The organism is Brevundimonas bacteroides DSM 4726, assembly GCF_000701445.1.
GTDB lineage: Bacteria > Pseudomonadota > Alphaproteobacteria > Caulobacterales > Caulobacteraceae > Brevundimonas > Brevundimonas bacteroides.
This window is the reverse complement of record NZ_JNIX01000007.1, coordinates 62,958-88,329: the sequence shown is the minus strand read 5'-3', so window position 1 is coordinate 88,329 and position 25,372 is coordinate 62,958. Positions and strand designations below refer to the sequence as shown.

The window sequence follows — 25,372 nt, the reverse complement described above, 5'->3', positions numbered from 1 at the left end:
CGAGGGTGGGGCAAGTCCCGGCGAACTTGCCCGGCCGCCGTCAGATGACGAAGTCGTAGACGATGTCGGCTAGGGTATGGTCCATCGTGCGGGCGGGCGTGGCGTCGGTCGGGCAGTTGACCAGGCGGGCCGGCACCCCGGCGACTGTGCAGCCCGCCGGCACGGGCTTCAGCACGACCGACCCTGACGCCACCTTGGCGTAATCGCCGATCACGATGTTCCCGAGCACCTTGGCCCCAGCGCCCAGCAGGACCCCCTTGCCGATCTTGGGGTGGCGGTCGCCGCGCTCGGCGCCCGTGCCGCCCAGCGTCACGCCGTGCAGCATGGACACCTCGTCGCCCACCACCGCCGTTTCGCCGATGACGATGCCTGTGCCGTGATCCAGGAACAGGCCCGAGCCCATGCGGGCGGCGGGATGGATGTCCACTTGGAAAAGCTCGGAAATCCGGCTCTGGAAGTGGAAGGCGAGCGTTTCGCGGCCTTGCGTCCAGAGCCAGTGGGACACGCGCCAGGCCTGGAGCGCTTGGTATCCCTTGAAATAGAGGAAGGGCTGGAGCAACGACTTGATCGCGGGATCGCGCTCGGCCACGGCCTGGAGGTCGGCCTCGGCCGCAGCGACGATGGCGGGGTCTGCGGCGAAGGCGGACTGGCAGACCTCGCGCACGCTCATGGCGGCCAGCTCGGCGTCACCCAGCTTTCGGGCGATCTGGAAGCTGAGCGCCCCGGCCAGGTCTCCGTGCGAGAGGATGGCGGCGTTGAGCAAGGAGCCCAGATGCGGCTCGGCGCGCGCGGCCGCGTCGGCAGAGAGACGCAGGTCTCGCCACAGGGACGGCTCGGCGGCGACGACTTCCAGCTTGGGCATGCGCCCCTCCGTTTCGCCCACTATACCCGGGTCAGCATGGCGTGGGCCAGCCAGCCCGGCAGCAGGGCTTCTCTCGCCATATGGTAGGCCCGTAGCGCCGTCGCCACGGTGAAGGCGTCGCGGATCGAGCCCCGGTCGATCTCGGCGATCAGGGTCATGAAGGGGACGCGGACCGTCGTGATCACTTCCGTCGGGTCCGGGCGGGCCTCCGCCTGCGACAGGTCCCAGGCCAGCCAGGCGATGGCGCGCTCGTCGGTGATGGAGTTGGACAGTTCCATCCGCAGGACCTCGCGCCAGCCGCGCGCGATCAGGCCGGTCTCCTCGGCGAGCTCGCGCTGAACCCCGGCAAGGGGGGCCTCGCCGTCCGGGACGCCGCCTTCGGGCATTTCCCAGGAATAGTTCATCAGGGCGAACCGGGCCTGTCCGACCAAGGTCACCGTGCCGTCGCCGTGGATGGGCAGGACACCACAGGCCAGATTTCGCGGCCGGGCGACGACATAGTCCGCCGCCGCGCCCGTCGGAGCAGTCGCCCGGTGCCGGGTCAGCCGCAGCCAGGGATTGTCGAACAGGGTCTCGGCCCCGCCGTCGGACCAGCCCGGGCGCGCGGCACCGTCGTCCCAGACGGGGCGCGGCCGGTCGGCTTCGAAGGCGTCGTCGCTCATGCGGCTCCTATGGCGCGAAAGGCATCGATCGCCTAGCTGAACGCCATGACCCTGCCTCCGTTCGTCCCGCTCGGCGCCCCCCTGCCCTCGCCCACGGCGTCCCCCGAAATGCTCGCCCGCCTGGCGGTCCGAAGGTCCGCGCCGGCTCAGGGGCTGGCGGAGCCCGGCCCGTCGGACGCCCAGACCAATCTGATCCTGACGCTCGGTGCCCGCAGCCCCGACCATGGGAAGCTGACGCCCTGGCGCTTCGTCGTGCTCGGGCGCCAGACGCGCGCCGAGATCGCAGAGCGGCTGGCCGCGATGGCGGTCGAGAAGGCCCTGCCGGCCAAGGCGACGGCGGTGCTGGCCAAGCTGACGGCCGCGCCGGTGACGATCCTGGTGATCTCGACCGCGCGGCCCGCGTCCAAGCCCGAGTGGGAGCAGGTGCTGTCGGCGGGGGCCGTCTGCATGAACATCGAGCATGCGGCGGGCGCGCTGGGGTTCGCCTCCAGCTGGATCACGGACTGGTACAGCTATGACGCCGAGGCCGCCGCCCTGTTCGGCGTGACGGCGACGGAAAAGGTCGCGGGGTTCATCCACATCGGAACGCCGGTCGAGCCCCTACTGGAACGTGAGCGACCAGACATCGCGGCCCTGACGACGCGCCTGCCTTGAGCGTGTTAGGGTCGGTCCGCCTGGGCCGGAGCGATCCATGTCCCTGCCTGCCGACGCCATCGCCATTACCTTCATCCTGACGAAGGACCGCGCGGTCGCGGACGCCTTCTACCGGGACACGCTGGGACTGACGTTCGTCGTCGACGACGGCTTCGGAGCGGTGTTCGACCTGAACGGGGCGACGCTGAGGATCACCCATGTGCCCGATCACGCGGCGGGCGGTCATCCAGCGCTGGGCTGGCGCGTTTCGGACATCCGCTCGACGATCGCCGCGCTGAAGGCCAAGAGGGTCGAGATGACGATCTATCCCGGCATGGGCCAGGACCCGGACGGTGTCTGGACGTCCCCGGACGGCAGGGCGAAGGTGGCGTTCTTCGCTGATCCCGACGGGAATGTCCTCAGCCTGACGCAGGATTGAACGCGGGCTTCTCCCACTCCATCAGCATGAACCACGGCGCGCGGTCATAGTGGGCTGCACGGACCGGGTCGCCGCCGGGATCGGCGCGGGGCTCGGCGAAGTGGGTCAGGCGCAAGCCCTGATTCAGCAGCAGGGTCATGTAGGTCGACAGCGGGCGGTGCCAGTTCTGGATGCGGATGCCCTTCCACGCGATCCAGCCGACCTTCTCCTCCAGATAGTGATCCATGGCGTGGGCTCGGCGGCCGTCGGGAAGGGTCGTCCACCCCAGCTCGTTCGCATCAGCGGCGGAGTTGTACCCCGCGAGGTTGGCGATGAGCAGGATTCCTCCCGGAGCAAGGACACGCGCCATTTCCCGGATCGCGGCGGCCGCGTCGGGGATGTCGATCAGCGACAGATAGCTGACGACCAGATCGAGGGTGCCGTCTTGGAAGCCGAGCGCTTCGGCCGCCTCGACGCGGTAGTCGCCTTCCGGATCGAGCGTGCGGGCGTGGGCGATCAGCCCCTCCGTCGGGTCGATGCCGACAGCCAGGATACCATGAGCCCTGAGCATCCGGCAGAAACGCCCCTCGCCGCAGCCGACATCGAGCGCGCGGCGGAAAGGGCGTCGGCGTACCCGTTCCAGCATCGGCGCGTCCATGACCCAGCGTCGGCCGAAGTCGCCTTCATCGCCCTGGGAGGCGATCCAGGCCTGGGCCGACTCTTGCCAACCGTCGCTCATCGCGGCTCCTCCTCCGGCCGGTGGACCAACGAGACCAGCACCACCGAAATGATCATCAGCAGATACCAGCTGCCCAGCTTGGCCAGCGACACCGGCTCCCAGCCCGCCTCCTGATCCGGATAGACCCAGGCGCGGCCGAGCGTGCCCAGGTTCTCCGCGAACCAGATGAACAGGGCGACCAGGAAGTAGCCCAGAAGAAGCGGCATCCGCAGCCGCGCTCGGTCGGCCGTGAACCAGAACCATTCTCGCCCAAACAGGAGTGCCGTGGCCACGAACAACGCCAGCCGAATGTCCGGCAGCCAGTGGTGGGCGAAGAAGTTGACGTAGATCGCCGCCGCCAGAGCCCAGGTCGTCCAGAGCGGCGGATAGCCCCGCACCCGGATGTGAAAGATGCGCTGGACCCGCGCGATGTAGCTGCCCACCGCCGCGTACATGAAGCCCGAGAAGAGCGGCACCGCGCCGATCCGCAAGAGCGAGTCCTCCGGGTAGATCCACGATCCGTGGGCGGTCTTGAACAGCTCCATGATCGTGCCGGCGATGTGGAACAGCAGGATGACCCGCGCCTCGGCCCAGGTCTCGAAACGCAGCGCCAGCATGGCGATCTGGATGGCCACCGCGCCGACGACGAGAAAATCGTAGCGGCTGATCGGACTGACGTCGGGCCACAGCAGGAAGGTGCCGAGGATCAGCGCCAGCATGGCCCCGCCGAACAGGCAGGCCCAGGCCTGCTTCAGCCCGAACCACAGGAACTCGAAGACGAAACGGTTGGTCGGCGCGCGGTCGGCCCAGGTCTGGGCGGCCGTCAGCCAGGAGCGGCCCCAGGCTTCGAGGGGGAGGCGGGAGGCGGTCATGGGGCGATCCTGCCCTGCCAATCGCCACCGCTCATGAGCGAACCCTGAGCAAATGACGAAATCGTCGGATCAACCGCGTCCGCGATAGGTCGGAACGCCCTGGTCGGGCAGCCACAGGCCTTCGGGCGGCAAGCCCGTCTGCCAGAAGACGTCGATGGGGATGCCGCCGCGCGGATACCAGTAGCCGCCGATCCGAAGCCATTTGGGCGACAGGAGTTCCGCGAGACGCTTGCCGATCGCGACGGTGCAGTCCTCGTGGAAGGCGCCGTGGTTGCGGAAGGCGGTCAGGTAGAGCTTCAGTGACTTGGACTCCACCAGCCAGTCGCCGGGCGCATAGTCGATGACGATGTGGGCGAAGTCCGGCTGGCCCGTGACGGGGCAGAGGCTGGTGAACTCGGGCGCGGTGAACCGGGCGAGATAGAGGGTGTCCGGATGCGGGTTGGGCACGCGCTCGAGCTGGGCCGTCTCGGGGCTGTCAGGCTGGGCGATCTGGCGGCCAAGCTGGGAGAGGCCGGAGGTGTCGGTGGTCATGGGGATGCCATACACAATCCGGCGGGTGGAAGGGAGGTTCGGGAAGTCCTGCCGGTCCGCGACATACCCGCGCTCAAGCAGCGAGACGCCACGCATCGAGCGGTAGCGCAAAAGGAAAATGCCAGACGGCCTGTAAGCCGGGTTCTGTTCCCGCCGAAACGGGCGACGATCATTCCTCTGGACCGGCCATTGCTGGACGGTTCTCGCGACCTACCCGGGCGTCTCGGGCGGTGAACCCTGCGGCCAAAGCCGCGCGACGCCCCTATTCGGTCTTGCTCCAGGCGGGGCTTGCCATGCCGTCCCTGTCGCCAGGAACGCGGTGGGCTCTTACCCCACCCTTTCACCCTTACCTCCGAAGAGGTGGTTTGCTTTCTGTGGCGCTATCCCTCGGGTCGCCCCGGGCGGAGGTTATCCGCCGCCTTCTCACCGTGGAGCCCGGACTTTCCTCGACGCGGGCAAGCCCGCGCCGCGACCGCCCGGCCGTCTGGCCTGCGCTAGGTGGACGTTTCGAGGCCTGAGGTCAATTCAGCACACCGGTGACGCTCTCGACCGTCGCCAGTTGCAGGACGCCCATCAGGGTCGCGCGGGTCTCCCCGTCGGCGACGCCGTCGACCCTCGACGGCCGCCAGTGGCGCTGGAAGGCCTCGACCGTGATGCGGGTCTCGTCGGAATAGACGCCGTCCGGCAGAGGCTCGTAGCCGAGGCGGTGCAGGCCAGCCTGAAGAACATGGACGCCCAGGCCGGTGTCGCCGACCGACAGGGGCGGGCCGAGCGCGGCGATGCGTTCGGCGGCGGGCTCGAACCACAGGCCCTGGCGGTGTTCGGCGAGGCGCTTCCACGGGAAGAGCTCGCCGGGGTCCTGCTTGCGGGTGGGGGCCACGTCGGAGTGGCCGAGGATGCGCGCGTCCTCGATGGCCCATCGGGTGCGGATGTCGTCGATCAGGGCGATGACCGCGTCGATCTGGGCGTCCGGGAAGGCGCGATAGCCCCACTCGTGTCCCGGATTGACGATCTCGATACCGATGGAGACGGCGTTGATGTCGGTCTCGCCCTTCCACCAGCTTCTGCCAGCATGCCAAGCGCGGCGTTCCTCGGCGACAAGGCGCAGGATGGAGCCGTCCTCGTCGACGACGTAATGGGCCGAAACCTTGGCCTCGGGGTCGCGCAGGCGGGCGACGGCGGCCTCGGCGGTCTGCATGCCGGTGTAGTGGAGCAGCAGCATGTCGGGCGGGCCCCGACGCTGGTCGAAATTAGGGGATGGGGCCTCGCCGAGGGTCAACGGCACGATCAGCGCCCGTGACGCTCCCAGCCATAGGCGACCCAGGTGTCGCCGACCTTCTCGGCCTCGATGACGTCGTCGGAGCGGCGCGCACGGACGAAAGCGCGACGACGGGCCCGCATGGCCAGACCTGCGAAGAAGACCAGAACGCTGGCGCACAGCGCGATCACCGCCACGGCCGCGGCCGTGAAGACCGCCAGCACCGCGCCGACCGTCAGCGCCGCCACGGTCGCGATCACGCCGCCGAGCCACATGATCGGGGCCAGAAGCCCCTGATGGCGACGGTGCTGAAAGCCGAGCGAGGCGAAACGGTCTTTGGTCATTCCATGTCCCTGCTGGGCGAAGGCCGGCGGACCGGACCAACGCCTGAACATCCAATGTCGGTCCACAAGGATGAACCGTCAATGACCGGACGCATCACAGGCGAGTGTGCCGCAGGGCGGCTCACAGCGGCCGGTCGGCCAGGACCGTGGCCCCCTCGCCCCGCATGCGCTGGGTCCGGACCTCGCCAAGCACCGCTTGCGCCTGAGGATCGGCTATGACGCCGCCCAGCATGACGAGGGCACGGGCGGCCTCGGACTGGACGCCGAAGGCTTCGGACAGGGCCTCCCACGGCGACAGCGGGGTCGGGAAGCGCTTGTAGCGCACCGACTGATCGGCCGGGATTTCCGCCAACTCCCTGGCCTTGGCGATGGCTTCGGCCAGACCGCCGAGCTGGTCGACGAGACCCAGGCTGCGGGCCTGGGCCCCGGTCCAGACGCGGCCGCGAGCGATCTCGCGCACGCGGGCAACGGGTAGGCGGCGGCCAGTCGAGACGCGCTGGACAAACTCCTCATAGGTCCGGTCCATGGAGGCGGAGAAGGCGGCGCGCTGGCTCTCGGTCCAGGCCACGGACGGCGAGAAGGCGTCGGCGTATTCCCCGCCGACCGAAAGGCTGCGCAGGTCGACGCCGAAGCGGCCCAGCGCCTCAGAGATGACGAAGGTGCCGCCGTAGACGCCGATCGAGCCGGTCAGGGTCGAGGGCTGGGCCACGATCCAGTTGGCTTCCGAGCTGATCCAGTAGCCACCGGACGCGGCGTATTCGCCCATCGACACGACCACCGGCTTGCCCGCCGCCTTGGCCGCGCGGACGGCGGCCAGGATTTGCTCGGAGGCCTCGGGTGAACCGCCGGGCGAGGAGACGCGGAAGACGATCGCCTTGACCGCATCGTCCTCGATGGCGTCGTAGATGGCCTCGGCCGTGCGGTCGGAGTGGATGGAGCTGCCGCCGCCGAAGCCCGCGTCGCCGCCGTTGCCGGTGATGATCGCGCCTTCGCCGCCGACGATGGCGATGGCGTTGCGGCCCGAGCCGGTGCGCAGGCCCTTCGTCTCGGCATAGTCGTCGAACTCGATGATGTCGGCGCCGTTTCCGGCCCGGCGTTTGGCCTCGGCCTCGGCTTCCTCGACCTGGCCGATCTTGTCGATCAGCTTCAGCGACAGCGCCTGCTGGGCCGAATAGGGGCCGGCCTCGATGGCTGTCCGCAGCGCCGCCGGCTGGACGCGGCGGTCCGAGGCGGCGTTGGCGAGCGCCGAGTCGTAGATCGAGGTCATCCAGGCCGTCATCGCCTCGCGGTGCGGGCCGGTATAGTCCGACTGGGTGAACTCATTGACGGCGTTCTTATATTCGTAGCGTTGCTCGAACTGGGCGTTGACGCCGTAACGCTCGAAGGCGCGGCCCAGGAAGACGCTGTCGGCCGAGAAGCCCGTCGCCTGGAAGCTGGCGGTGTTCTGCATCCACAGCTCGGACGCCGAGGCCCCGACCATGTAGCTGGAAATGACCGTCCCGATCGGCAGAAAGCCCTGGGAGTGGGCGATCACCGGCTTGCCCGCCGCGCGGAAGCGGCGAACGGCCTGGCGCAGCTCGTCGGCGGTCGCGGGGTTCAAGCCGGCCTCGGGCAGGCGGATCAGCAGGACCTTCACGGCCCGGTCGGTCTCGGCCTGGGCCAGGACATCGACGACTTCCATGACCGACAGGCCCGAGCTGCCGAAGGCCGCGAAGGGATTGTCGCTCTCCTGATCGGTCAGGCCCTGACGCAGGTCCAGCTCCAGTACCGAGTTGGCGGGCGTCGCGGCCGGGCTGGCGGTGGCGGCCGCGCCGATGATCAGCACGATCGGCAGGACCACCAGGAACAGGATCAGGCCGGTGAAGACACCGAGCACCGTCAGGAAGAATTGTTTCATGGGCGGGGGAGCGTCCGGTCAGGCGGCCGAAAGGGGCCTCGGATCGACCATAGGCACACGACCGTCACCGTCAAATGAAGGTCGCGTAATCGGGGAGAGGCATGTCGTCACCTCCCCATCGCCAAAGGGCGATGGGGAGGACAGATCGCAAAGCGATCAGGAAGGGGCGAGGTGACGGCGGGGTTGAGGGCTGGCGGGCGTCGACGACGCTGCTAAGCGTCGAAAACCTCAATTCCGGGCACCGCGTCGCCCCCTCCTGGCTGCTTCGCAGCCTGTCCTCCCCACACCCCTGCGGGCGTGGAGAGGTGAGTGTCGCGCCTAAACCGATCCCAGCGTCCGCAGCCGAGCCCGCGGGTGGACCTCGTTCTGGCTCATCACCACCGTCTGGCCCCGGAAGCGTTCGATGATCGAACGGACATACGGGCGGATCTGCGGGCCGGTGAGCAGCACGGCCTGATCGCCCGACATGGCGATGCGCTCGAAGACGTCGCGGACATTGCGGATAAAATCCTGCAGGCGACTGGGGGCCATGGCCAATTGCTTGTCCTCGCCCTGACCGATCAGGGCCTCAGCGAAGGCGGCTTCCCATTCGGCCGACAGGGTGACGATGGGTAGTGCACCATCGTCGGCCTTGTGCTGCCAGCACAGCTGGCGGGCCAGGCGGGTGCGGACATGCTCGACCAGGGTGGTGACAGAGCTGGAGTGCGGCGCGGCCTCGGCCAGGCCTTCGAGGATGGCCCCGAGGTCGCGGATGGAGACCTTCTCGCGCAGCAGGGCTTGCAGCACCCGCTGAAGCGTCGTCACGCTGACCACCGAGGGGATAAGTTCGTCGACCAGCTTCTTCTCTTCCGGACCCAGCTCCCTCAGCAGCTTCTGCACCTCGGCATAGGAGAGCAGGTCGGCCATGTTCTCCTTGAGGATCTCGGTCAGGTGGGTGGTCAGCACCGTCGAGGGATCGACGATGGTGTAGCCGCGGAATGTCGCCTCTTCCCGCAGGTTTTCGTCGATCCATGTTGCGGGCAGGCCGAAGGCGGGCTCCTTGGTGTGTTCGCCGGGCAGTTCGACCTGGCGGCCGGCGGGGTCCATCGCCATGAGCGAGCCGAGGCGCACCTCCCCGGTCCCGGCCTCCATCTCCTTGATGCGGATGGCATAGCCCTGGGTCGGCAGGCGCATGTTGTCGAGGATGCGCACGCTCGGCATGACGAAGCCGAACTCCTGGGCCAGGGCGCGGCGCAGCGCCCGGACCTGATCGGTCAGGCGGCGGCCTTCCAGGTCGTTGATGAGGCTGAGCAGGGAATAGCCAAGCTCGATCTTGACCTCGTCGATGGTGAGCGCGGTGCCGATCGGTTCCTCGACGTCCTCCTTGGGCTTGGCGTTGACGGCGTCGTTCTCGATGGGCGCGGGCTTCAGCTTCGCCCGGCCCAGGCGCCAGGCCATGAAGCCCGCCCCCGCCGCCAGACCCAGGAAAGGGATGATCGGCATGCCCGGGATCACGGCCAGCAGGGCTGATGCGCCCGCCACCATGCCCAGGCTGACCGGATTGGTGGCCAGCTGGCTGACGAGGGCCTTGTCGGCCGAACCTTCGACGCCTGCCTTGGACACCAGGAAGCCAGCGGCGATCGAGATGATGATGGCCGGGACCTGGGTCACCAGACCGTCGCCGATGGTCAGCTGAATGTAGGTGTTGGCCGCGTCGCCCAGCGGCAGGTCGTGCTGGAGCGTTCCGATCAGGATGCCGCCGATCACGTTGATGAAGACGATGACCAGGCCGGCCACGGCGTCGCCGCGCACGAACTTGGACGCGCCGTCCATGGCCCCGAAGAAGGTCGATTCCTGCTCCAGCTCCTTGCGCCGCAGCTTGGCCTGATCCTCGGTGATGAGGCCCGACGACAGATCGGCGTCGATGGCCATCTGCTTGCCGGGCATGGAGTCCAGGGTGAAGCGCGCCGAGACCTCGGCGATGCGGGTCGAGCCCTTGGTGATGACGACGAAGTTCACCACCAGGATGATGGCGAAGATGATCACGCCGATGATGAAGCTTCCGCCCATCATCAGGGAGCCGAAGGCGGCGATCACCTGACCCGCCGCATCGTGGCCCTCGTGGCCGTGGCTAAGGACGAGGCGGGTGGAGGCGAGGTTCAGGCCCAGCCGGAACAGGGTCGAGACCAGCAGGACGGTCGGGAAGATGGCGAAGTCCAGCGGCTTCTTCATCATCAGCGCCGTCATCAGGATCAGCACCGACGACACCAGCGAGATCGCCAGCAGCAGGTCCAGCAGGACCTTCGGCACCGGCAGGATCAAGAGCAGGATGACGCCGATCACGCCGACGGCCATCCCGACTTCGCCGCGCATCAGCCAGCCGCGGATGTCCGAGCCCGAGGGGCGCGCCAAACCGTCCTTCATCAGGATGGGCGCGTCGGTCATGCCCGCCCGAGTTCAGCCAGGGCCAGCCGCGTCGCCTCAGCGATCACACCCTCGTTCTTCGGGTCGTCGCAGGCGGCATGGTAGTAGGCGGCGACGATCACCGGCGCGCCGGACGGCGGATAGAGGACGCCGATGTCGTTGGTCGGACCGTAGCCGCCGGTCCCGGTCTTGTGCGCCACGGTCCAGCCGGCCGGGACACCGGCCTTGATACGCGCCATGCCGGTGGGCGTGTCGGTCATCCACTTGAGCAGAAGAGCCTTGTGGTCAGCCGACAGCGGCGTGTCGGCGTCGATGAGCAGGCTCTGGATGTTGACGACGGACTGCAGCGGCAGGACGGTGTCCTTTTCGCCGTCCAGGCGGTTCATTTCCGGCTCGAAGCGGTCGGCGCGGGTCGTGGGGTCGCCGAGGTCGCGATAGAAGGCCTGCATCGGCTCGATGCCGCCCATGGCCTGAAGCAGCAGATTGGCGGCGGGGTTGTCAGAGACCTCGACGGTGCCCTTCATCAGGGCTTCAACGCTGAGCGAGGAGCCGATGGCGGGCTCGGTGACCGGGGCGTGATTGACCATGTCGGCGCGGGTGATCGGGATCATGCGATCCAGCCGCTCCAGCCCTGCCTGGACACGCAGCAGAGTGGCGGCCGCGAGGTACATCTTGAAAGTCGAGCAGTAGACGAACCGCTCCTCGCCGCGCCAGGCGAGCATGCGACCCGTGCCCATATCCTTGGCCGCGAAGCCGAGGCGGCCGCCCTCGCGGGCTTCGAGGGCGGAGAGGTCGAAAGGCTCGGGGGTGGCGGAAACGGCCTGCGTCGGGGCAGGTTCGCCGTCCTGCGCGCAGCCGATCAGGCCGAGACCACCGAGGGCCGCCAGGAAGGTCCGGCGATCCATCAGGCCGCGCTCGCGCCGTAGCCGGTGCCGGCGACGCCGGTCTGGGGGGCCATGATCGAGGCGCCCTCGTCGGCGTATTCGTTCAACTTGTTGCGCAGTGTGCGGATCGAGATGCCCAGGATGTTGGCCGCGTGCGTGCGGTTGCCCAGGCAATGCGCCAGGGTGTCGAGGATCAGGGTCTTCTCCATCTGGGCGACGGTCTGGCCGACGTAGGCGCGGCTGACCGCGTCCGCCGTCTGGGCCGCGCGGGCGGCGGGGCCGGCGTCCACGGACGCGCCGACAGCGCCCGACAGGGGCTGGCCGTCCGGCAGGCGGATGGCGTCGACGTCGATCTCGGCGCCGACGGCCAGCAGAACCGCCCGGTGCATGGCGTTTTCCAGCTCGCGCACGTTGCCGGGCCACCGGTGCAGGGCCAGCGCCCGGCGGGCGTCGGCTGACAGGGGACGCACCGGCACGCCGTTGGCGGCGGCGTACTTCTTGACGAAGTGATCGGCCAGCACGGCGATGTCGCCGGGCCGTTCGCGCAAGGACGGCAGGCGCAGGTTCACGACGTTCAGGCGGTAGAGCAGGTCCTCGCGGAACGTCCCTTCGGCGACCGCCTTGGCCAGGTCGCGGTTGGAGGTGGCGATGATGCGGATGTTGACCGGCACGGGCTTGGTCCCGCCGACGCGGTCGATGACCCGCTCCTGAATGGCGCGCAGCAGCTTGGCCTGGAGCCGGGCGTCCATCTCGGAGATTTCGTCCAGGAGTAGGGTGCCGCCGTCCGCCTCCTCGAACTTGCCGATGCGGCGGGCGACGGCGCCGGTGAAGGCCCCCTTCTCGTGCCCGAACAGCTCGGATTCCAGCAGGTTGTCGGGGATGGCCGCGCAGTTGACGCTGATGAACGGCCGCTCGGCGCGCTTGGAGTGGGTGTGCAGGTAGCGCGCCATCACCTCCTTGCCGACGCCGCTCTCGCCGGTGATCAGAATGGAGGCCTCGGACCGTGCCACCTGGTCGGCCAGCTGCGTCACCGCCTTCATGGCCGGGTCGGCCGAGATCATCGGGCGTTCGTCGTCGGCCACGGCCGCCAACACCGCCGCGATCAGGTCGGCCTCGGGCGGTAGGGGGATAAACTCCTTGGCACCGGCGCGGATGGCGGCGGCGGCCTTTTCCGCGTCGTTGTCAACGCCGCAGGCGACCACTGGCACGAAGATACGTTCGGCCTCATTCGCCGCGATCAGGGCCCCGATGTCGAGGTTGTAGTCGACCATCAGCAGGTCGGCCCCCTGCCCGCGCCGGAGCTGTTCCGTCGCCTGGTCCGTTCGCTCGACGTGGTTGACCTTGGCGCCGTGCGCCATGGCCATCTTCACCGCCGCCGCCAGCTGTCCGCTGAGCCGTCCGACCACCAGAAGCCGCATGGGTCTTCTCCTTCAGAGCCTACTATCGACGATCAGGCCTAGGCGGCCTGGTCCTCGGTCTTGATGATTTCCGTCATGGTCACGCCCAGGCGGTCCTCGACGACGACGACCTCCCCGCGGGCGACCAGGCGGTTGTTGACGAAGATGTCGATGGCCTCGCCGACCTTGCGGTCCAGCTCCAGCACCGAGCCCCGGTTGAGCTTGAGCAACTGGGCGACCGTCATGTGGGTCTTGCCGAGCACGGCCGAGATGTTGACCGGCACGTCGAACACGGGCGCCAGATCGACGGCGGACTTCTCTCCCATCTCGTCCACGGTCGCGAGCGCAGTGGACTCGGGAAATTCTTCGAGCGCGAGATCGTCGGCCATCAGAAGCTGCTCCGGGGGGAAAGGGGTTCGCCGTGTCCGGCCTCGGCGGCCAGCGCCGAGCGCAAGGCGGTCGACAGGCGTTCGGCGACGGCGGCGGGATCGAAGTCGGCGCGGCCGTCGGCCCATTCGAGGGCGAAGGCGGCCACCGGCAGGCAAGCATCGTCGCGAAAGGCGACCGCCCCGGTGAAGCCGGCATCCGCAGCCACAGCCTCGATCTTCGCGCGAGCCTCGTCGTCCAGCCCGGAGGCGCGGACCACCAGGCGCGGTGTAGCGTCGATCTCCTGGCCCAGCGTATCGAGAGCCGATTGGAGCGGACCGTGGGGCATGCGTTCCAGCGCACCCGACGCGATCACTCCGGCGGCGGCCAGGGCTAGTTCGGCGGACTGTTCACGGTGGGTCTGGGCGACCTGCTGCAGGGTCGGCATGGCGTCGGCCAGGGCCTGACCGATCGCGGACAGGGACATGGCGCGGATGCTGTCGGCTTCGGCCAGCGCCGCCTCGCGCGCCTCCAGCCGGGCCTGGGCGACCAGGGCCTCGACCTCGGCAGGGAGATAGGCGCGCTTGGCGGGACGAAAGCTCGAGGCGCGCACGACCGTGCCCGCCTCATCGAACTCGGTGTCGAAGGCGAAGGGACGGGCGTTAAGGGGGGCGGGCTGGCTCATGTCAGTAGATCAGCTCGTCGTCGCCGGACGCGCCGGCCAGCATGATCTCGCCGCGCGCTGCCAGGTCCTTGGCCACGGTGACCATGGCCATCTGGGCGGTGTCGACGTCCTTCAGACGGACCGGTCCCATCGATTCCATATCCTCGCGCATGATCTTGGCGGCGCGCTCGGACATGTTGGTAAAGAACATCTCGCGCAGGCTTTCGGACGCGCCCTTGAGCGCCAGGCCCAGCTGGTCCTTCTCGACGGCGCGCAGCAGGGTCTGGACACCGCCGGGATCGAGCTTGGACAGATCCTCGAAGACAAACATCAGGGCGCGGATGCGTTCGGCCGACTCGCGGTTGCGTTCCTCCAGAGCACCGATGAAACGGGCCTCGGTCTGACGGTCGAAGCTGTTGAAGATATCGGCCATCATCTCGTGGCTGTCGCGCTTGGAAGTGCGCGCCAGATTCGACATGAACTCGGTGCGCAGCGTCTGCTCAATCTTGTCGAGGATTTCCCGCTGGACCGGCTCCATGCGGAGCATGCGCTGGACGCACTCGAGTGCGAAATCCTCAGGCAGTGCCGTCAGCACGCGCGCGGCATGATCCGGCTTCACCTTGGACAGGACGACGGCGACGGTCTGGGGGTATTCGTTCTTCAGATAGTTGGCGAGGACGGCCTCGTTCACGTTGCCGAGCTTGTCCCACATGGTGCGGCCGGCGGGACCTCTGATCTCCTCCATAAGGCCCTCGACCCGCTCGGGCGGCATGAAGGAGGCGAGTAGACGCTGGGTCTGCTCGAAGCTGCCCATGACCGAGCCCGAGCCGGACATGCCGGACACGAACTCGACCATCAGCTCCTCGACAACCGAGGCGCTAACGGTGCCCAAGGCGGCCATGGCCTGGGAGATTTCCTTGACCTCGTCGTCGTCGAGGCTCTGCCACAGACGCGTGTGATCCTCGCCGAGCGCCAGCAGGATGACAGCCGCCTTCTCAGGCCCAGATAGCTTCTTGGCGTCGTCGACCGAGGCTTTCTTGCTGACCATGCGGGCCGCCATCAGCCCTCATGCACCCAGCTGCGGAGGATCGAGGCCGATTCCTCCGGGTGCTTCTCTACGAAATCCGCGACCTTCTTGACCGAGGATGCCTTCACCTGCCCCTCGATGCGGGCGATGTCGAGACGCTGTTCCATCTCCGACGGACCCGCCAGCTGGCCCATCGCCCCGCCGACGACCGTGGTCTGGAGCGACGTCACCGGGACCTGTCCGCCGCCTGCCGCAGCGCCCGCCAGAGCGGGGACCCCGCCCCCGCCCGAGGCCGACTTCATCAGGGGACGCAGGACGAAGAAGATGAGCAGCAGGCCGGTGACCAGAAGCACCAGCAGCTCCACGCCCCGCATGATGTCGTTCTTGGTGAAGTTGAACAGGGGGTCGCCGCCGTCGGTGCCGCCCGCCGACGTCAGAGCATCCCGATTGAAGCGGACGTTGGTGACGCGCACCTGGTCGCCGCGCGTCTCGTCGAAACCCATGGCCGCCTTCACCAGCTCCTCGATCTGGGCGATCTCCTCGGCCGAGCGCGGGGCGTAGGTCGGCTCTCCACCCGGCTCGGCGGCGGGCGTCAGGACGCCGTCGACGGCCACGGCGACCGACAACTTCTTGACCTCGCCCGGCTCCTTCACCGTGGTCGTAGTGGTGTTGGAGATTTCGTAGTTGGTGGTCTCGCCGTTGACGGTTTCGGTCGAGCCAAGGGGCGTCGCGGCCGGAGCTTCGCCACCAGGGATATTGTTCGCGGCTGTCGCACCGGCATCGGAGACCCCGGTGGTGTCCTGGGACTGGCTGCCATTTGTCGAGGTCGAACGGACGACTTGGCCGTCGGGGTCGTAACGCTGCTCCTGGGTGGTGGAGCGGGCCATTTCGATGTCGGCGGTGACCTGAACCCGCGCCGCGCCGGGCCCGACCACGCCTTCGACGAGGTCCTTGATGCGGGCCTGGAGCTGGGCCTCGGTCGTGGCCTTGGCGTCGCGGGCGGTGGCTGAGGTGAAGCCCTCCTCATCGTCGGCTGCGGCCAGCGTCTGGTTGGTCTCGTCGACCACGGTGACCTTACCGGGCTTGAGGTTGGGAACCGACGAGGCAACGACGTTGCGGATGGCCCGCACCTGATCCGCCGACAGGGCGCGACCGCCGAGGCCGACGACGACGGCGGCGGTGGGCTCGGCGGCCTCGGATTGGAACAGCTCACGGCGCGGTAGGGCGATCTGGACGCGGGCGGAGCTGATGCCGCGCATCGACATGATGGTACGCGCCAGCTCGCCCTGCAGCGCGCGCTGTTCGTTGATCTGCTGCTGAAATTCCGTCTGGCCCAGCACCGACTGGGTGTCGAAAATCTCGTAGCCGACCGAGCCGGACGTCACGAGGCCGCGTCCGGCCAGCATCAGCCGGGCCTCGCCCACCTGATCGCGATTGACCATGATGGTCGAGCCGTCGCCGCGCGTGGCGTAGGGGATGCCGGCCTGCTCCAGCGAGGCCGTGATTTCACCGGCCTCGCGCAGGTCGAGGTTGGAGTAAAGCAGCGCATCCGGAGCCTGCCCGATGCGGGTCATCAGCAGGATCAGGGCGACGGTCACGCCCGCGCCGACCCCCAGCACCATGGCCAGGCGACCGATCCCGAATCTCTGCAACGCCGCCGTAAAGCCGCCCACGCGTCCCCACCCAGATACTGGCGGAGCTCAGCTGCATCCCCGCTAGGCAGAAACTGCCGCCCGCGTGGTTAATGGCGGTTTAAGCGACAGCCTTAAGCGAAGGCGAAAAGCAAACGGCCGTGGCCCATGCGCTCGCGCAGCATCGGCAGATCGGCGTGCGCCGTGGAGAAGCAGCCGTAGGAGCGGCCCAAACGACCTTCTCGCGCCAGAAAATCCGGATCGGCGTAATCGGCCCCGTGGACGATGATCGCTCGGTCGCGCGCCATGTTGTTGGTATACTCTAGCCCGTCCAGCAGGACGTTCGGCCCCTGCGCCGGACCCCAGCCCGCCCCGGCGGTGGCGTAGGCGCCGACCGATGACATGTAGCTCTCGGGTTCGTTGGAGAACCGACGAGCGAAGCCGGAGTGCTCCGGGTCCGACCCGCGACCGTGGCTGGTACGAAAGGCGGTGACGCGGCCGCCGATCAGGTCGACCTCGAACAACCGCGTGTCGCCGGAGAACTTCTGGAAGTCGACGAGATACATCCGGTCACGCAGCGGCAGGCGCTCGTGATGGATGTCGAGCGCGGCCATGGCGCGGCTCATGAGCTCCGGGCGGACCAGGCGCTGGGGATCGAGAGGCGGCGGGGTGATCTGGAGGGCCGGCGTATAGGTCGGCTGGGGCGGTGGCGGCGGCAGTTCAGCCACCGTGATCGGCGGGGGGGGCGCGGCCGTGGCGCAACCGGCCAGCACGGCCGACCCACCCAGAATCAAACCTCGTCTCGACAGCCGCATGCGACGCCCTCGTAGCGGTTGAACCGAAGTCACGAGGTGTTTCACAAATCAGACTGCCCGATCAAGCCAAGGCTTGGCGACAGACCGACGCGGGGTAAGGTGGAGGACAATAATCGGGAGGTGTTCATGAAGTCCTTTGCCCTTGCCCTGCTCGCGAGTTTCGCCGTGGTCGGCGCTTCGCAGGCGCAACAGAGCCCGCCCTCGCAGGCGATTCCCTCTGGCGGAGAAACCGTGTTCGTTCAGGCGGGGCGGCTTCTGGCGGACCCCGAGCGCGGCGTTGTGCTGCGCGATAAAACTGTCGTGATCACAGGCGGCCGGGTGGTCGAAATCCGCGACGGCTTCGTCGGCGAGGGCAATGTCGTCGATCTGCGCCAGCACTTCGTCCTGCCCGGACTGATCGACAGCCACGTCCATCTGACGAGCCAGCAGAACCCGAACGCCCGCCTGATGGCGGTGACGGAGAGCGACGCCGACCGGGCGATCCTGGGGGCCCAGTATGCTCGTCGCACCCTGATGGCGGGCTTCACGACGGTGGCCGACCTGGGCGGGCCGAACGACGCGGTGTTCGCCCTGCGCGACGGGATCGCCGCCGGTCAGATCCCCGGACCGCGCGTCATCGCGTCCGGCAGCTCCATTTCCATCCACGGCGGCCACGGCGACGTGAACGGCTACAGCGATGACATCATACACCTACTGTCGTCCGAGAGCATCTGCTCGGGGCCGGAGGACTGCATGCGGGCGGTGCGGACCCAGGTCCGCGCCGGGGCCGACGTCATCAAGATCACGGCGACAGGCGGCGTGCTGTCCAACACGGCGGCGGGACTGGCCCAGCAGTTCAGCGAGGCCGAGCTGGCCGCAATCGTCGAGGCGGGTCATCGCATGGGCCGCCGGGTGACAGCCCACGCCCACGGCGGCGACGGGGTGAACGCCTTCCTGCGGGCCGGCGGCGACTCGATCGAGCACGGGACCTATCTGGACGACGAGTCCATCCGCCTGTTCCGGCAGAACGACGCCTATCTGGTGCCGACGCTGCTGGCCGGAGACTTCGTGGCGCGGATCGCGTCGAGCCCGGGCAACTTCTTCACGCCGGCTCAGACGGCCAAGGCGCTGGAGGCCGGACCGAAGATGCTGGACATGGCGCGCCGGGCGCATGAGGGCGGCGTGCAAATCGCGTTTGGCACCGACAGCGGTGTCTCGGCCCACGGCGACAACGCCCAGGAGTTCGCCCTGCTGGTGCGCGCGGGGATGACGCCGCTGGAGGCGATCCAGTCCGCGACAGTTGTCGCCGCCGAGCATCTTCAACTGTCCAACGAGGCGGGCCGGATCGCGCCGGGCATGCCCGCCGATATCATCGCTGTCGACGGCGATCCGCTGTCGGACGTGACCGTGCTGGAGGACATGGACTTCGTGATGCGGTCGGGTGTGGTTCACAGGAACGACTGATCTTTGTTCCGGGGCGGGGTCGGGCTAGACGGCAGTCCATGACTCTGCCCCACGCCCTGCCCCGCCTGTCGGCCGTCGCCGCCGATTACGATGTGCTGCTGTGCGACGTCTGGGGCGTGATCCATAACGGCCGCGAAAGCTGGCCCGAGGCCTGCGACGCCCTGATGCAGTTCCATCGGCAGGGCGGTCAGGTGGTGCTGATCTCCAACTCGCCGCGTCCGGCCTCGGATGTGATCGAGCAACTGGACCGGCTGGGCGTGCCGCGCGAGAGCTGGCAGGCCTTCGTGACGTCGGGCGACGCGACGCGGGCGGAACTGGCCAGGCGCGCGCCGGGACCGGCCTGGATCATCGGGCCGGATCGCGACTGGCCCCTGTATGACGGCCTGGGTCTGGAGCGGGCGACGGGCGCGGACAACGCCGCCTTCATATCCGTCACCGGGCCCGAGGACGACGAGACCGAGACGCCCGAGGATTATCGCGAGCGACTAACGCCCGCCGTCGCGCGGGGGCTGGAACTGATCTGCGCCAACCCCGACCGGATCGTGCAGCGCGGGGACAAGATCATCTACTGCGGCGGGTCGCTGGCCGACCTTTACGAGGAACTTGGCGGGCGGGTGACGATGGTCGGCAAGCCCTATGGGCCGATCTACGCATTGGCCATGACGGAGGCGGAGCGGCTGCTGGGTCGACCGGCGGACCGGTCGCGGGTGCTGTGCATCGGCGACGGGGTGGTGACCGATGTGCTGGGCGCCAACGCCCAGGCGCTGGACTGCCTGTTCATCGCCCAGGGCATCCACGGCGACGCGGCGCGGGGCGACGACGGTCAGCTCGATCCGGAACGAGCAGGAGCCCTCTTGAAGGCCGAGACGGCCTATGCGCGATACGCGGCGCTGGAGCTCCGTTGGTAGTCCTCGCCAAATCGCCACGGCGCCGCTAACACCGGCCGATGATCACCGGACCTCACGCCTCGGGCGGCTACATACTGGAAGAACTGTCGCCCGGCATGGTGGCGATCAAGGAGGTGACGGTCACCGAAGACCGCATCGTCCAGTTCGCCGAGGCGTCGGACGACTTTAATCCCGTGCACATGGACGAGGCCTTCGCGTCCAAGACTGCCTATCGCGGGCGGATCGCGCATGGGCTGCTGAGCGCCTCGTTCGGGTCGGCGGTGGTGGGGACCATCCTGCCGGGGGCGGGCGCCATCTATCTGAGCCAGACGCTGGCGTTTCATCGCCCGGTGCGGATCGGCGATGTGGTGCAGGCGCGGATCACGGTCGCGGCGGTCGATGCCGAATCCGCCCGGGTGACGCTGCGCACCGAGGGCTATGTCGGCGAGGACATGATCATGGAGGGCGAGGCCATCGTCCGCGTTCCCCGCCGCCGTCGCCCGGCCAAGGACTGACCGGGCCGTCGTGCCGATCCAGATCGTTCACGGCTGGCGCAACCTGACGCCCGACCAGCGCGGAGCGGCCGCCGCCATCGGCGCCTTCGACGGCGTGCATCGCGGCCATCAGGCGGTGATCGGCGCGGCGCGCGAGGCTGCCGAGCGGCTTTCCGCGCCCCTAGCCGTCGTGACGTTCGAGCCGCATCCGCGGCGCTGGTTCCAGCCCGAGGCCGCGCCGTTTCGCCTGATGACGATCGGCCAGATGGCGCGGGCGCTGGAGGCGCAGGGCGTGGAGCGGCTGCATCTGCTGCCCTTCGACCGCGAGATGGCGGCGATGTCGGACGAGGCCTTCGCCCGCGATGTGCTGGCCGGTGGGTTGGGCTTGAAGCATGCCGCGGTCGGCTTCGACTTCACCTACGGCAAGGGCCGGACAGGATCGCCGGAGGCCCTGACGCGGATCGGGCGGGAGCTCGGCTTCTCGGTCTCGGTCACCGAGCGGGTCGATGACCGCAGCGGGCTGAAGCTGTCGTCCAGCGCCGTGCGCGAGGCGCTGGCGGCGGGCGACATGGCGCGGGCGGCGCGCATTCTGGGCCGCCCCTTCGCCATCGAAGGCGAGGTGGTCCACGGCGACAAGCGCGGCCGCACCATCGGGGTGCCGACGGCCAATGTGCGGATGGGCGACTATATGCGCCCGGCCTATGGGGTGTTCGCTACCCGAACGCGCTTGCCGGACGGGCGGGTGGTCAACGGCGTCGCCAATCTGGGCGTGCGGCCCATGTTCGAGACGCCCGAGCCCCTGCTGGAGGTCTGGCTGTTCGACTTCTCGGGCGATCTGTACGGCCAGGTCGTCGAGACGCAGCTGATCGCGCGGCTGCGCGGCGAAATGAGCTTCGACGGCCTGGACGCCTTAAAGGTCCAGATCGACGAGGACGCGAAGGCGGCACGGGCGGCGCTGGCCGCCCGTGCCTGAGCCTCAGCCCTGGCCTTCGGCCGCCTCGGTCAGGATGTCCTTGACCGACTCGTTCATGCCCATCTCGACGTCGTCGACCTTCCAGTTGCCGCCTTCACGGACGAGGTTGAGGATGGCGGTCTTCTGCTCGCCCATGTTGGTGAAGACGACGGATACCGCGGCCGTGTTCTCGTCGCTCTGGGCCGCGGCCATGGAGTTCACAGCGAAGCCCTCCTGATCCTGGCACTGGCAGAAGATGTCGTAGTCGATCGTTCCCACTTCGCCCCCGGCGGCACGGAAGTCATTGCCGATCAGGGCATTGAGGGTCCGCGAATAGATTGGATCCTGACCGGGCGCAGGCGGCTCGCCCTGCGGTCCGCCGGTCGCGTACATGCCGTAGATGGCGCGGGCGAAGGCCTCGGGGCCTTCGGCTGCGGCCGCGTAGATCTGCTCGCGGGTCACGGGCTCCGAGCCCGTCGGCGGGATCACCGCCCCGGCCGAGGCGGAGGCGTCGGCGGCGGCCCCGTCGGCGGGAGCGGCCTCTTCCGCCGGCGAGCAGGCGGCGATGGCGGCGCAGGCGGCCACCGCGGTGAGTGAAATCAGGATGCGCATGGATGGTCTCCCCTCTTGCGGCGTTTCTGATCGAACGCCGGTCGAAGCGGACGTTAGCCGAACGCGCGGCTTTTCCCAGCCCCTCGGCCCTGATAGACCGCCGCCATGCAAGGGCGCACGATCCTCTCGATCCGGATTACCGGCCCGGCGGCGTAAGCCGGGGCGCTTCAGCCCCCGCGCCGACCGGGTCCGATCCCACGCCGAACGCCCATCGACTTTTCCGAGACAGACCATGTCCGACGCCCCGACCGATTCCGCACCCGCAGGCCGCGACTATCGCGAGACCGTCTTCCTGCCCGAGACGCCGTTCCCGATGCGCGGAGGCCTGCCACAGAAGGAGCCGCTGATCCTTGAGCAATGGGGCGACCTCTATGGCCGGCTGCGCGCCGAGCGTCAGAAGCAGAACGCGCCGCTCTATGTGCTGCACGACGGCCCGCCCTATGCCAACGGCGACATCCACATCGGCCATGCGCTGAACAAGACGCTGAAGGACTTCGTGGTCCGGAGCCGGTTCCTGCTGGGTTACGACGTCGACTATGTGCCCGGCTGGGACTGCCACGGCCTGCCGATCGAGTGGAAGATCGAGGAGCAGTTCCGGGCCAAGGGACGGCGCAAGGACGAGGTCTCCAAGGCCGAGTTCAGGACCGCCTGCCGAGAGTATGCGGCGGGCTGGATCGGGGTGCAGGCCGAACAGTTCAAGCGGCTCGGCGTCACCGGCGACTTCGCCAACCGCTACGCCACGATGGACTTCACGACCGAAGCCGCGATCGTGAAGGAGTTCCACAAGTTCAAGAACTCGGGCCAGCTGTACCGCGGGTCCAAGCCCGTGATGTGGTCGCCGGTCGAGCGGACGGCCCTGGCCGACGCCGAGATCGAGTATCACGACCACGTCTCGCCCACGATCTGGGTCAAGTTCCCGGTCATCGCGGCGACGGATGACCATCCCGACGACCTGCTGGCGTTCCGGCAGTCGACGCCGAGCGTGGTGATCTGGACGACCACGCCGTGGACCATCCCTGCCAACCGGGCGATCAGCTTCGGGCCCGAGATCGCCTATGGCCTGTACGAGGTGCAGTCGATCGAGCAGGGCCTGGAGTTCCAGCCCTGGGCCAAGGCGGGCGACCGGCTGATCCTGGCAGACAAGCTGGCCGAGGACGTCATGAAGGCGGCCAGGGTGGCGACCTTCACCCGCGTGGATGACATCGATCCGGCGGGGCTGGTGTGCGCCCATCCGCTGGCCGAGCTGGACGACGGATACCGGTTCAACGTGCCGCTGCTGGACGGGGATCACGTCACCGACGACGCTGGCACGGGCTTCGTCCATACGGCTCCGGGACACGGCGCGGACGACTATGAGGTCTGGCGCGCGCACGGCCATCATGAGGTGCCCGACACGGTCGATCCGGACGGAGCCTATTATCCGGGCGTGCCGCTGTTCGCCGGGCTTAAGATCCTGGAGACCGAGGGCAAGAAGATCGGCAAATTCGGGCCAGCCAACGGCGCGGTGACCGAGACGCTGATCGAGGCCGGGACGTTGCTGGCGCGCGGTCGGCTGGAGCATTCCTATCCGATGAGCTGGCGCTCGCGCGCGCCGGTGATCTTTCGCAATACGCCGCAGTGGTTCATCCGCATGGACCAGGCGCTGGACCACGGCACGGGCGAGACACTGCGCGAGGTCGCGCTGAAGTCGATCGACCAGACGGCGTTCCATCCGGCGGCGGGCAAGAACCGGATCCGGTCGATGGTCGAGGGCCGGCCCGACTGGCTGGTCAGCCGGCAGAGGGCCTGGGGCACGCCCCTGGCCATGTTCGTCGACAGGCACACGGGCCAACCGCTGCACGATCCCGAGGTCGACGCCCGCATCATCGCGGCCATCGAAAAGGGCGGAGCCGACGCCTGGTTCGAGACGCCGGACGCCGAGTTTCTGGGGGCGCACGATCCGGCGCGCTACGAGAAGGTCGAGGACATCCTGGATGTCTGGTTCGACTCGGGCTGCACCCATGCCTTCGCGCTGGAGCCGCGCGATCCGGCCAAGGGCTATGTCGGCGACCGGCCGAGCCACTGGCCGGCGGACCTGTATCTGGAAGGCTCGGACCAGCATCGCGGCTGGTTCCAGTCAAACCTGCTGGAAGGGTCCGGCACGCGGGGCCGCGCGCCCTACAAGGCCGTTCTGACCCACGGGTTCACCCAGGACGAGAACGGCGAGAAGATGTCCAAGTCCAAGGGCAACACCGTCGATCCGGCCGTGGTCATCAAGGAAAGTGGGGCCGACATCCTGCGCCTGTGGGTGGCGCTGGTGGACTATGCCGAGGACCAGAGGATCGGAAAGCAGATCCTGCAGACGACGGTGGATGCGTACCGCAAGCTGCGGAATACGGTTCGCTATCTGCTGGGCGCGCTGTCCGATTTCGACGAGGCCGAACGGGTGGAGTACGCCGACATGCCGCCGCTGGAGCGGTTCATCCTGCACCGGCTGTGGGAGCTGGATCGGGATGTGCGGGCGGCCTACGAGACCTACCGCTTCCAGGATGTGGTGCGGCCGGTTCTGGAGTTCTGCGCGGGCGATCTGTCGGCGCTGTACTTCGATATCCGCAAGGACAGCCTGTACTGCGACCGGCCGGACGCGATGCGGCGGCGGGCGGCGCGGACGGTGATGCAGGAGGTCTTTCTGAGGCTGACCGCGTGGCTGGCGCCGCTGACGCCCTTCACCATGGAGGAGGCGTGGACGACGCGGTATCCGGACGCGGGCACGAACTGCGCGCGGGTGATCCCGGAGACGCCGGCCGAGTGGGAGAATGCGGCGGAGGCCGAGCGGTGGGCCAAGGTCCAGACGGTCGTCTCGGTCGTCAACGACGCGCTGGAAGCGGCGCGCCGCGACAAGCTGATCGGCGGGGCGCTGGACGCCTGGCCGACAGTGTCGGGACCGGCGGAGGCGTTCGCGGCGTTCGACGGCTTGGACGCGGCGGAGGTGTTCCGCACGTCTGGCGCAGAGCTGCGGGTCGGCGGCGAGACAGTATCTGCAGAGGTCGCGGTCGCGCCTTACGCCAAGTGCGCCCGCTCCTGGCGGCGTGTGCCGGACGTAGGGTCGGACCGGGACTATCCCGACCTTTCGGCGAGGGACGCGGACGCGGTCCGCTGGTGGGACGCGCAAAGGGGCTGATTGTCAAAGACCGTTTGTCGTCTCTCCCCCGTCGCCATCGGCGATGGGGGAGTGGATCGGCGCGACCAGCGCCGAGACGAAGGGGGGCGAGGCAGTGGCGCGGATGAGGACCGACTAAGCCGGCGACAGTGGCGTTGGCGTTGTGCGGAGTGCGCGGTCACGGGCCCGCCTCTGGCGGCTCTGCCGCCTGTCTCCGCCCAGGGGGCGGAGAGCCGGAGGGAAACAGGCATGCGTCGACGCTCTTCCGCTGTGAACGGGATGGGAAGGGCGGGCGGAGCAGCCGGGCCTTCGCCCGGAGACCGTATGGGTTTGTGTTTCGGCGAACGCTGACTGCTCCGCGCGGCTGGTCTGACCGGAAGCGGACGGCCCCGCGTCGCTCGAAGCCGACTGACCGGGGACCAACGGCCCTGTTAGAGCCTTGCCGCTACTGACGCCTCCGGCG

At 68.5% G+C, this 25,372-nt stretch carries 24 protein-coding genes and 1 other RNA gene; 7 read left to right on the top strand and 18 right to left on the bottom strand.

Going from position 1 to position 25,372, the window contains the following annotated elements:
• Positions 1–40: 40 nt before the first annotated feature.
• Positions 41–862 carry a serine O-acetyltransferase gene (gene cysE / locus Q333_RS0102700; protein WP_029415214.1) on the bottom strand — a complete coding sequence of 274 codons (822 nt, stop codon included), beginning with the start codon at positions 860–862 and terminating at the stop codon, positions 41–43.
• Positions 863–882: 20 nt separating this feature from the next.
• Entirely contained in the window at positions 883–1,524 is a 642-nt protein-coding gene (locus Q333_RS0102695) for an NUDIX domain-containing protein (RefSeq protein WP_029415213.1), read from the bottom strand.
• Between the two features lie 45 nt (positions 1,525–1,569).
• Here Q333_RS0102695 and Q333_RS0102690 point away from each other — a divergent pair, with 45 nt between their 5' ends.
• Complete coding sequence (locus Q333_RS0102690) at positions 1,570–2,178, top strand: nitroreductase family protein (RefSeq protein WP_029415212.1); 609 nt, start codon at positions 1,570–1,572, stop codon at positions 2,176–2,178.
• A gap of 37 nt (positions 2,179–2,215) precedes the next feature.
• A complete protein-coding gene (locus Q333_RS0102685) occupies positions 2,216–2,596 on the top strand; it encodes a VOC family protein (protein WP_029415211.1) in 381 nt (126 codons plus the stop codon).
• Here the strand turns inward: Q333_RS0102685 and Q333_RS0102680 are convergent.
• The 15 genes from Q333_RS0102680 to Q333_RS0102615 form a co-directional block, all read right to left on the bottom strand.
• Entirely contained in the window at positions 2,577–3,314 is a 738-nt protein-coding gene (locus Q333_RS0102680) for a class I SAM-dependent methyltransferase (protein WP_029415210.1), read from the bottom strand. The genes Q333_RS0102685 and Q333_RS0102680 overlap by 20 nt on opposite strands.
• On the bottom strand, positions 3,311–4,165 hold the full coding sequence (locus tag Q333_RS0102675) for a DUF817 domain-containing protein (RefSeq protein WP_051651077.1): 855 nt from the start codon (positions 4,163–4,165) through the stop codon (positions 3,311–3,313). The genes Q333_RS0102680 and Q333_RS0102675 overlap by 4 nt, the downstream gene beginning before the upstream one ends.
• 69 nt (positions 4,166–4,234) lie before the next feature.
• Positions 4,235–4,696 carry a preQ(1) synthase gene (queF, locus tag Q333_RS0102670; protein ID WP_029415208.1) on the bottom strand — a complete coding sequence of 154 codons (462 nt, stop codon included), beginning with the start codon at positions 4,694–4,696 and terminating at the stop codon, positions 4,235–4,237.
• A gap of 117 nt (positions 4,697–4,813) precedes the next feature.
• An RNA gene (gene rnpB, locus Q333_RS16855) (RNase P RNA component class A) lies at positions 4,814–5,184 on the bottom strand.
• A gap of 32 nt (positions 5,185–5,216) precedes the next feature.
• A complete protein-coding gene (locus tag Q333_RS0102665) occupies positions 5,217–5,981 on the bottom strand; it encodes a peptidoglycan recognition protein family protein (RefSeq protein WP_029415207.1) in 765 nt (254 codons plus the stop codon).
• A gap of 2 nt (positions 5,982–5,983) precedes the next feature.
• Positions 5,984–6,298 carry a hypothetical protein gene (locus Q333_RS0102660; RefSeq protein ID WP_029415206.1) on the bottom strand — a complete coding sequence of 105 codons (315 nt, stop codon included), beginning with the start codon at positions 6,296–6,298 and terminating at the stop codon, positions 5,984–5,986.
• 121 nt (positions 6,299–6,419) lie between these two features.
• Complete coding sequence (gene sppA, locus Q333_RS0102655; RefSeq protein WP_029415205.1) at positions 6,420–8,195, bottom strand: signal peptide peptidase SppA; 1,776 nt, start codon at positions 8,193–8,195, stop codon at positions 6,420–6,422.
• A gap of 318 nt (positions 8,196–8,513) precedes the next feature.
• Positions 8,514–10,598 (bottom strand): flagellar biosynthesis protein FlhA, encoded by a 2,085-nt coding sequence (flhA, locus tag Q333_RS0102650; RefSeq protein ID WP_245591479.1) that lies wholly within the window; start codon positions 10,596–10,598, stop codon positions 8,514–8,516.
• A gap of 17 nt (positions 10,599–10,615) precedes the next feature.
• On the bottom strand, positions 10,616–11,503 hold the full coding sequence (gene bla, locus Q333_RS0102645) for a class A beta-lactamase (RefSeq protein WP_029415203.1): 888 nt from the start codon (positions 11,501–11,503) through the stop codon (positions 10,616–10,618).
• Entirely contained in the window at positions 11,503–12,900 is a 1,398-nt protein-coding gene (gene flbD, locus Q333_RS0102640; protein ID WP_029415202.1) for a sigma-54-dependent transcriptional regulator FlbD, read from the bottom strand. Before flbD ends, bla begins: the two co-directional genes overlap by 1 nt.
• 38 nt (positions 12,901–12,938) lie before the next feature.
• Positions 12,939–13,271, bottom strand: a complete 333-nt coding sequence (gene fliN, locus Q333_RS0102635) for a flagellar motor switch protein FliN (RefSeq protein WP_157072365.1) — start codon at positions 13,269–13,271, stop codon at positions 12,939–12,941.
• Positions 13,268–13,930 carry a FliH/SctL family protein gene (locus Q333_RS0102630; protein WP_029415200.1) on the bottom strand — a complete coding sequence of 221 codons (663 nt, stop codon included), beginning with the start codon at positions 13,928–13,930 and terminating at the stop codon, positions 13,268–13,270. The genes fliN and Q333_RS0102630 overlap by 4 nt, the downstream gene beginning before the upstream one ends.
• A 1-nt stretch (position 13,931) precedes the next feature.
• The gene (gene fliG / locus Q333_RS0102625; protein ID WP_029415199.1) at positions 13,932–14,969 is read right to left on the bottom strand and encodes a flagellar motor switch protein FliG; all 1,038 of its coding nucleotides are present in this window, start codon (positions 14,967–14,969) and stop codon (positions 13,932–13,934) included.
• Entirely contained in the window at positions 14,969–16,609 is a 1,641-nt protein-coding gene (gene fliF, locus Q333_RS0102620; RefSeq protein ID WP_029415198.1) for a flagellar basal-body MS-ring/collar protein FliF, read from the bottom strand. Before fliF ends, fliG begins: the two co-directional genes overlap by 1 nt.
• 92 nt (positions 16,610–16,701) lie before the next feature.
• Positions 16,702–17,382 carry a murein L,D-transpeptidase catalytic domain-containing protein gene (locus Q333_RS0102615; protein ID WP_029415197.1) on the bottom strand — a complete coding sequence of 227 codons (681 nt, stop codon included), beginning with the start codon at positions 17,380–17,382 and terminating at the stop codon, positions 16,702–16,704.
• A 126-nt stretch (positions 17,383–17,508) separates the two neighbouring features.
• Between Q333_RS0102615 and Q333_RS0102610 the strand changes: the two genes are divergently transcribed.
• From Q333_RS0102610 to Q333_RS0102595, 4 genes are read left to right on the top strand one after another with little or no spacing between them, the layout of a single operon-like run.
• Positions 17,509–18,825 carry a metal-dependent hydrolase family protein gene (locus tag Q333_RS0102610; protein WP_029415196.1) on the top strand — a complete coding sequence of 439 codons (1,317 nt, stop codon included), beginning with the start codon at positions 17,509–17,511 and terminating at the stop codon, positions 18,823–18,825.
• A gap of 38 nt (positions 18,826–18,863) precedes the next feature.
• Positions 18,864–19,733, top strand: coding sequence for a TIGR01459 family HAD-type hydrolase (locus tag Q333_RS0102605; RefSeq protein ID WP_029415195.1), 870 nt, complete (start codon positions 18,864–18,866; stop codon positions 19,731–19,733).
• 41 nt (positions 19,734–19,774) lie between these two features.
• Complete coding sequence (locus Q333_RS0102600) at positions 19,775–20,227, top strand: MaoC family dehydratase (RefSeq protein ID WP_157072364.1); 453 nt, start codon at positions 19,775–19,777, stop codon at positions 20,225–20,227.
• 10 nt (positions 20,228–20,237) lie between these two features.
• A complete protein-coding gene (locus Q333_RS0102595; protein WP_035293648.1) occupies positions 20,238–21,179 on the top strand; it encodes a bifunctional riboflavin kinase/FAD synthetase in 942 nt (313 codons plus the stop codon).
• A 3-nt stretch (positions 21,180–21,182) separates the two neighbouring features.
• Here the strand turns inward: Q333_RS0102595 and Q333_RS0102590 are convergent, their stop codons facing one another.
• A complete protein-coding gene (locus Q333_RS0102590; RefSeq protein ID WP_029415192.1) occupies positions 21,183–21,770 on the bottom strand; it encodes a DUF3828 domain-containing protein in 588 nt (195 codons plus the stop codon).
• A 232-nt stretch (positions 21,771–22,002) separates the two neighbouring features.
• Here Q333_RS0102590 and ileS point away from each other — a divergent pair, with 232 nt between their 5' ends.
• Positions 22,003–24,930 carry an isoleucine--tRNA ligase gene (ileS, locus tag Q333_RS0102585; RefSeq protein WP_029415191.1) on the top strand — a complete coding sequence of 976 codons (2,928 nt, stop codon included), beginning with the start codon at positions 22,003–22,005 and terminating at the stop codon, positions 24,928–24,930.
• Positions 24,931–25,372: the final 442 nt, after the last annotated feature.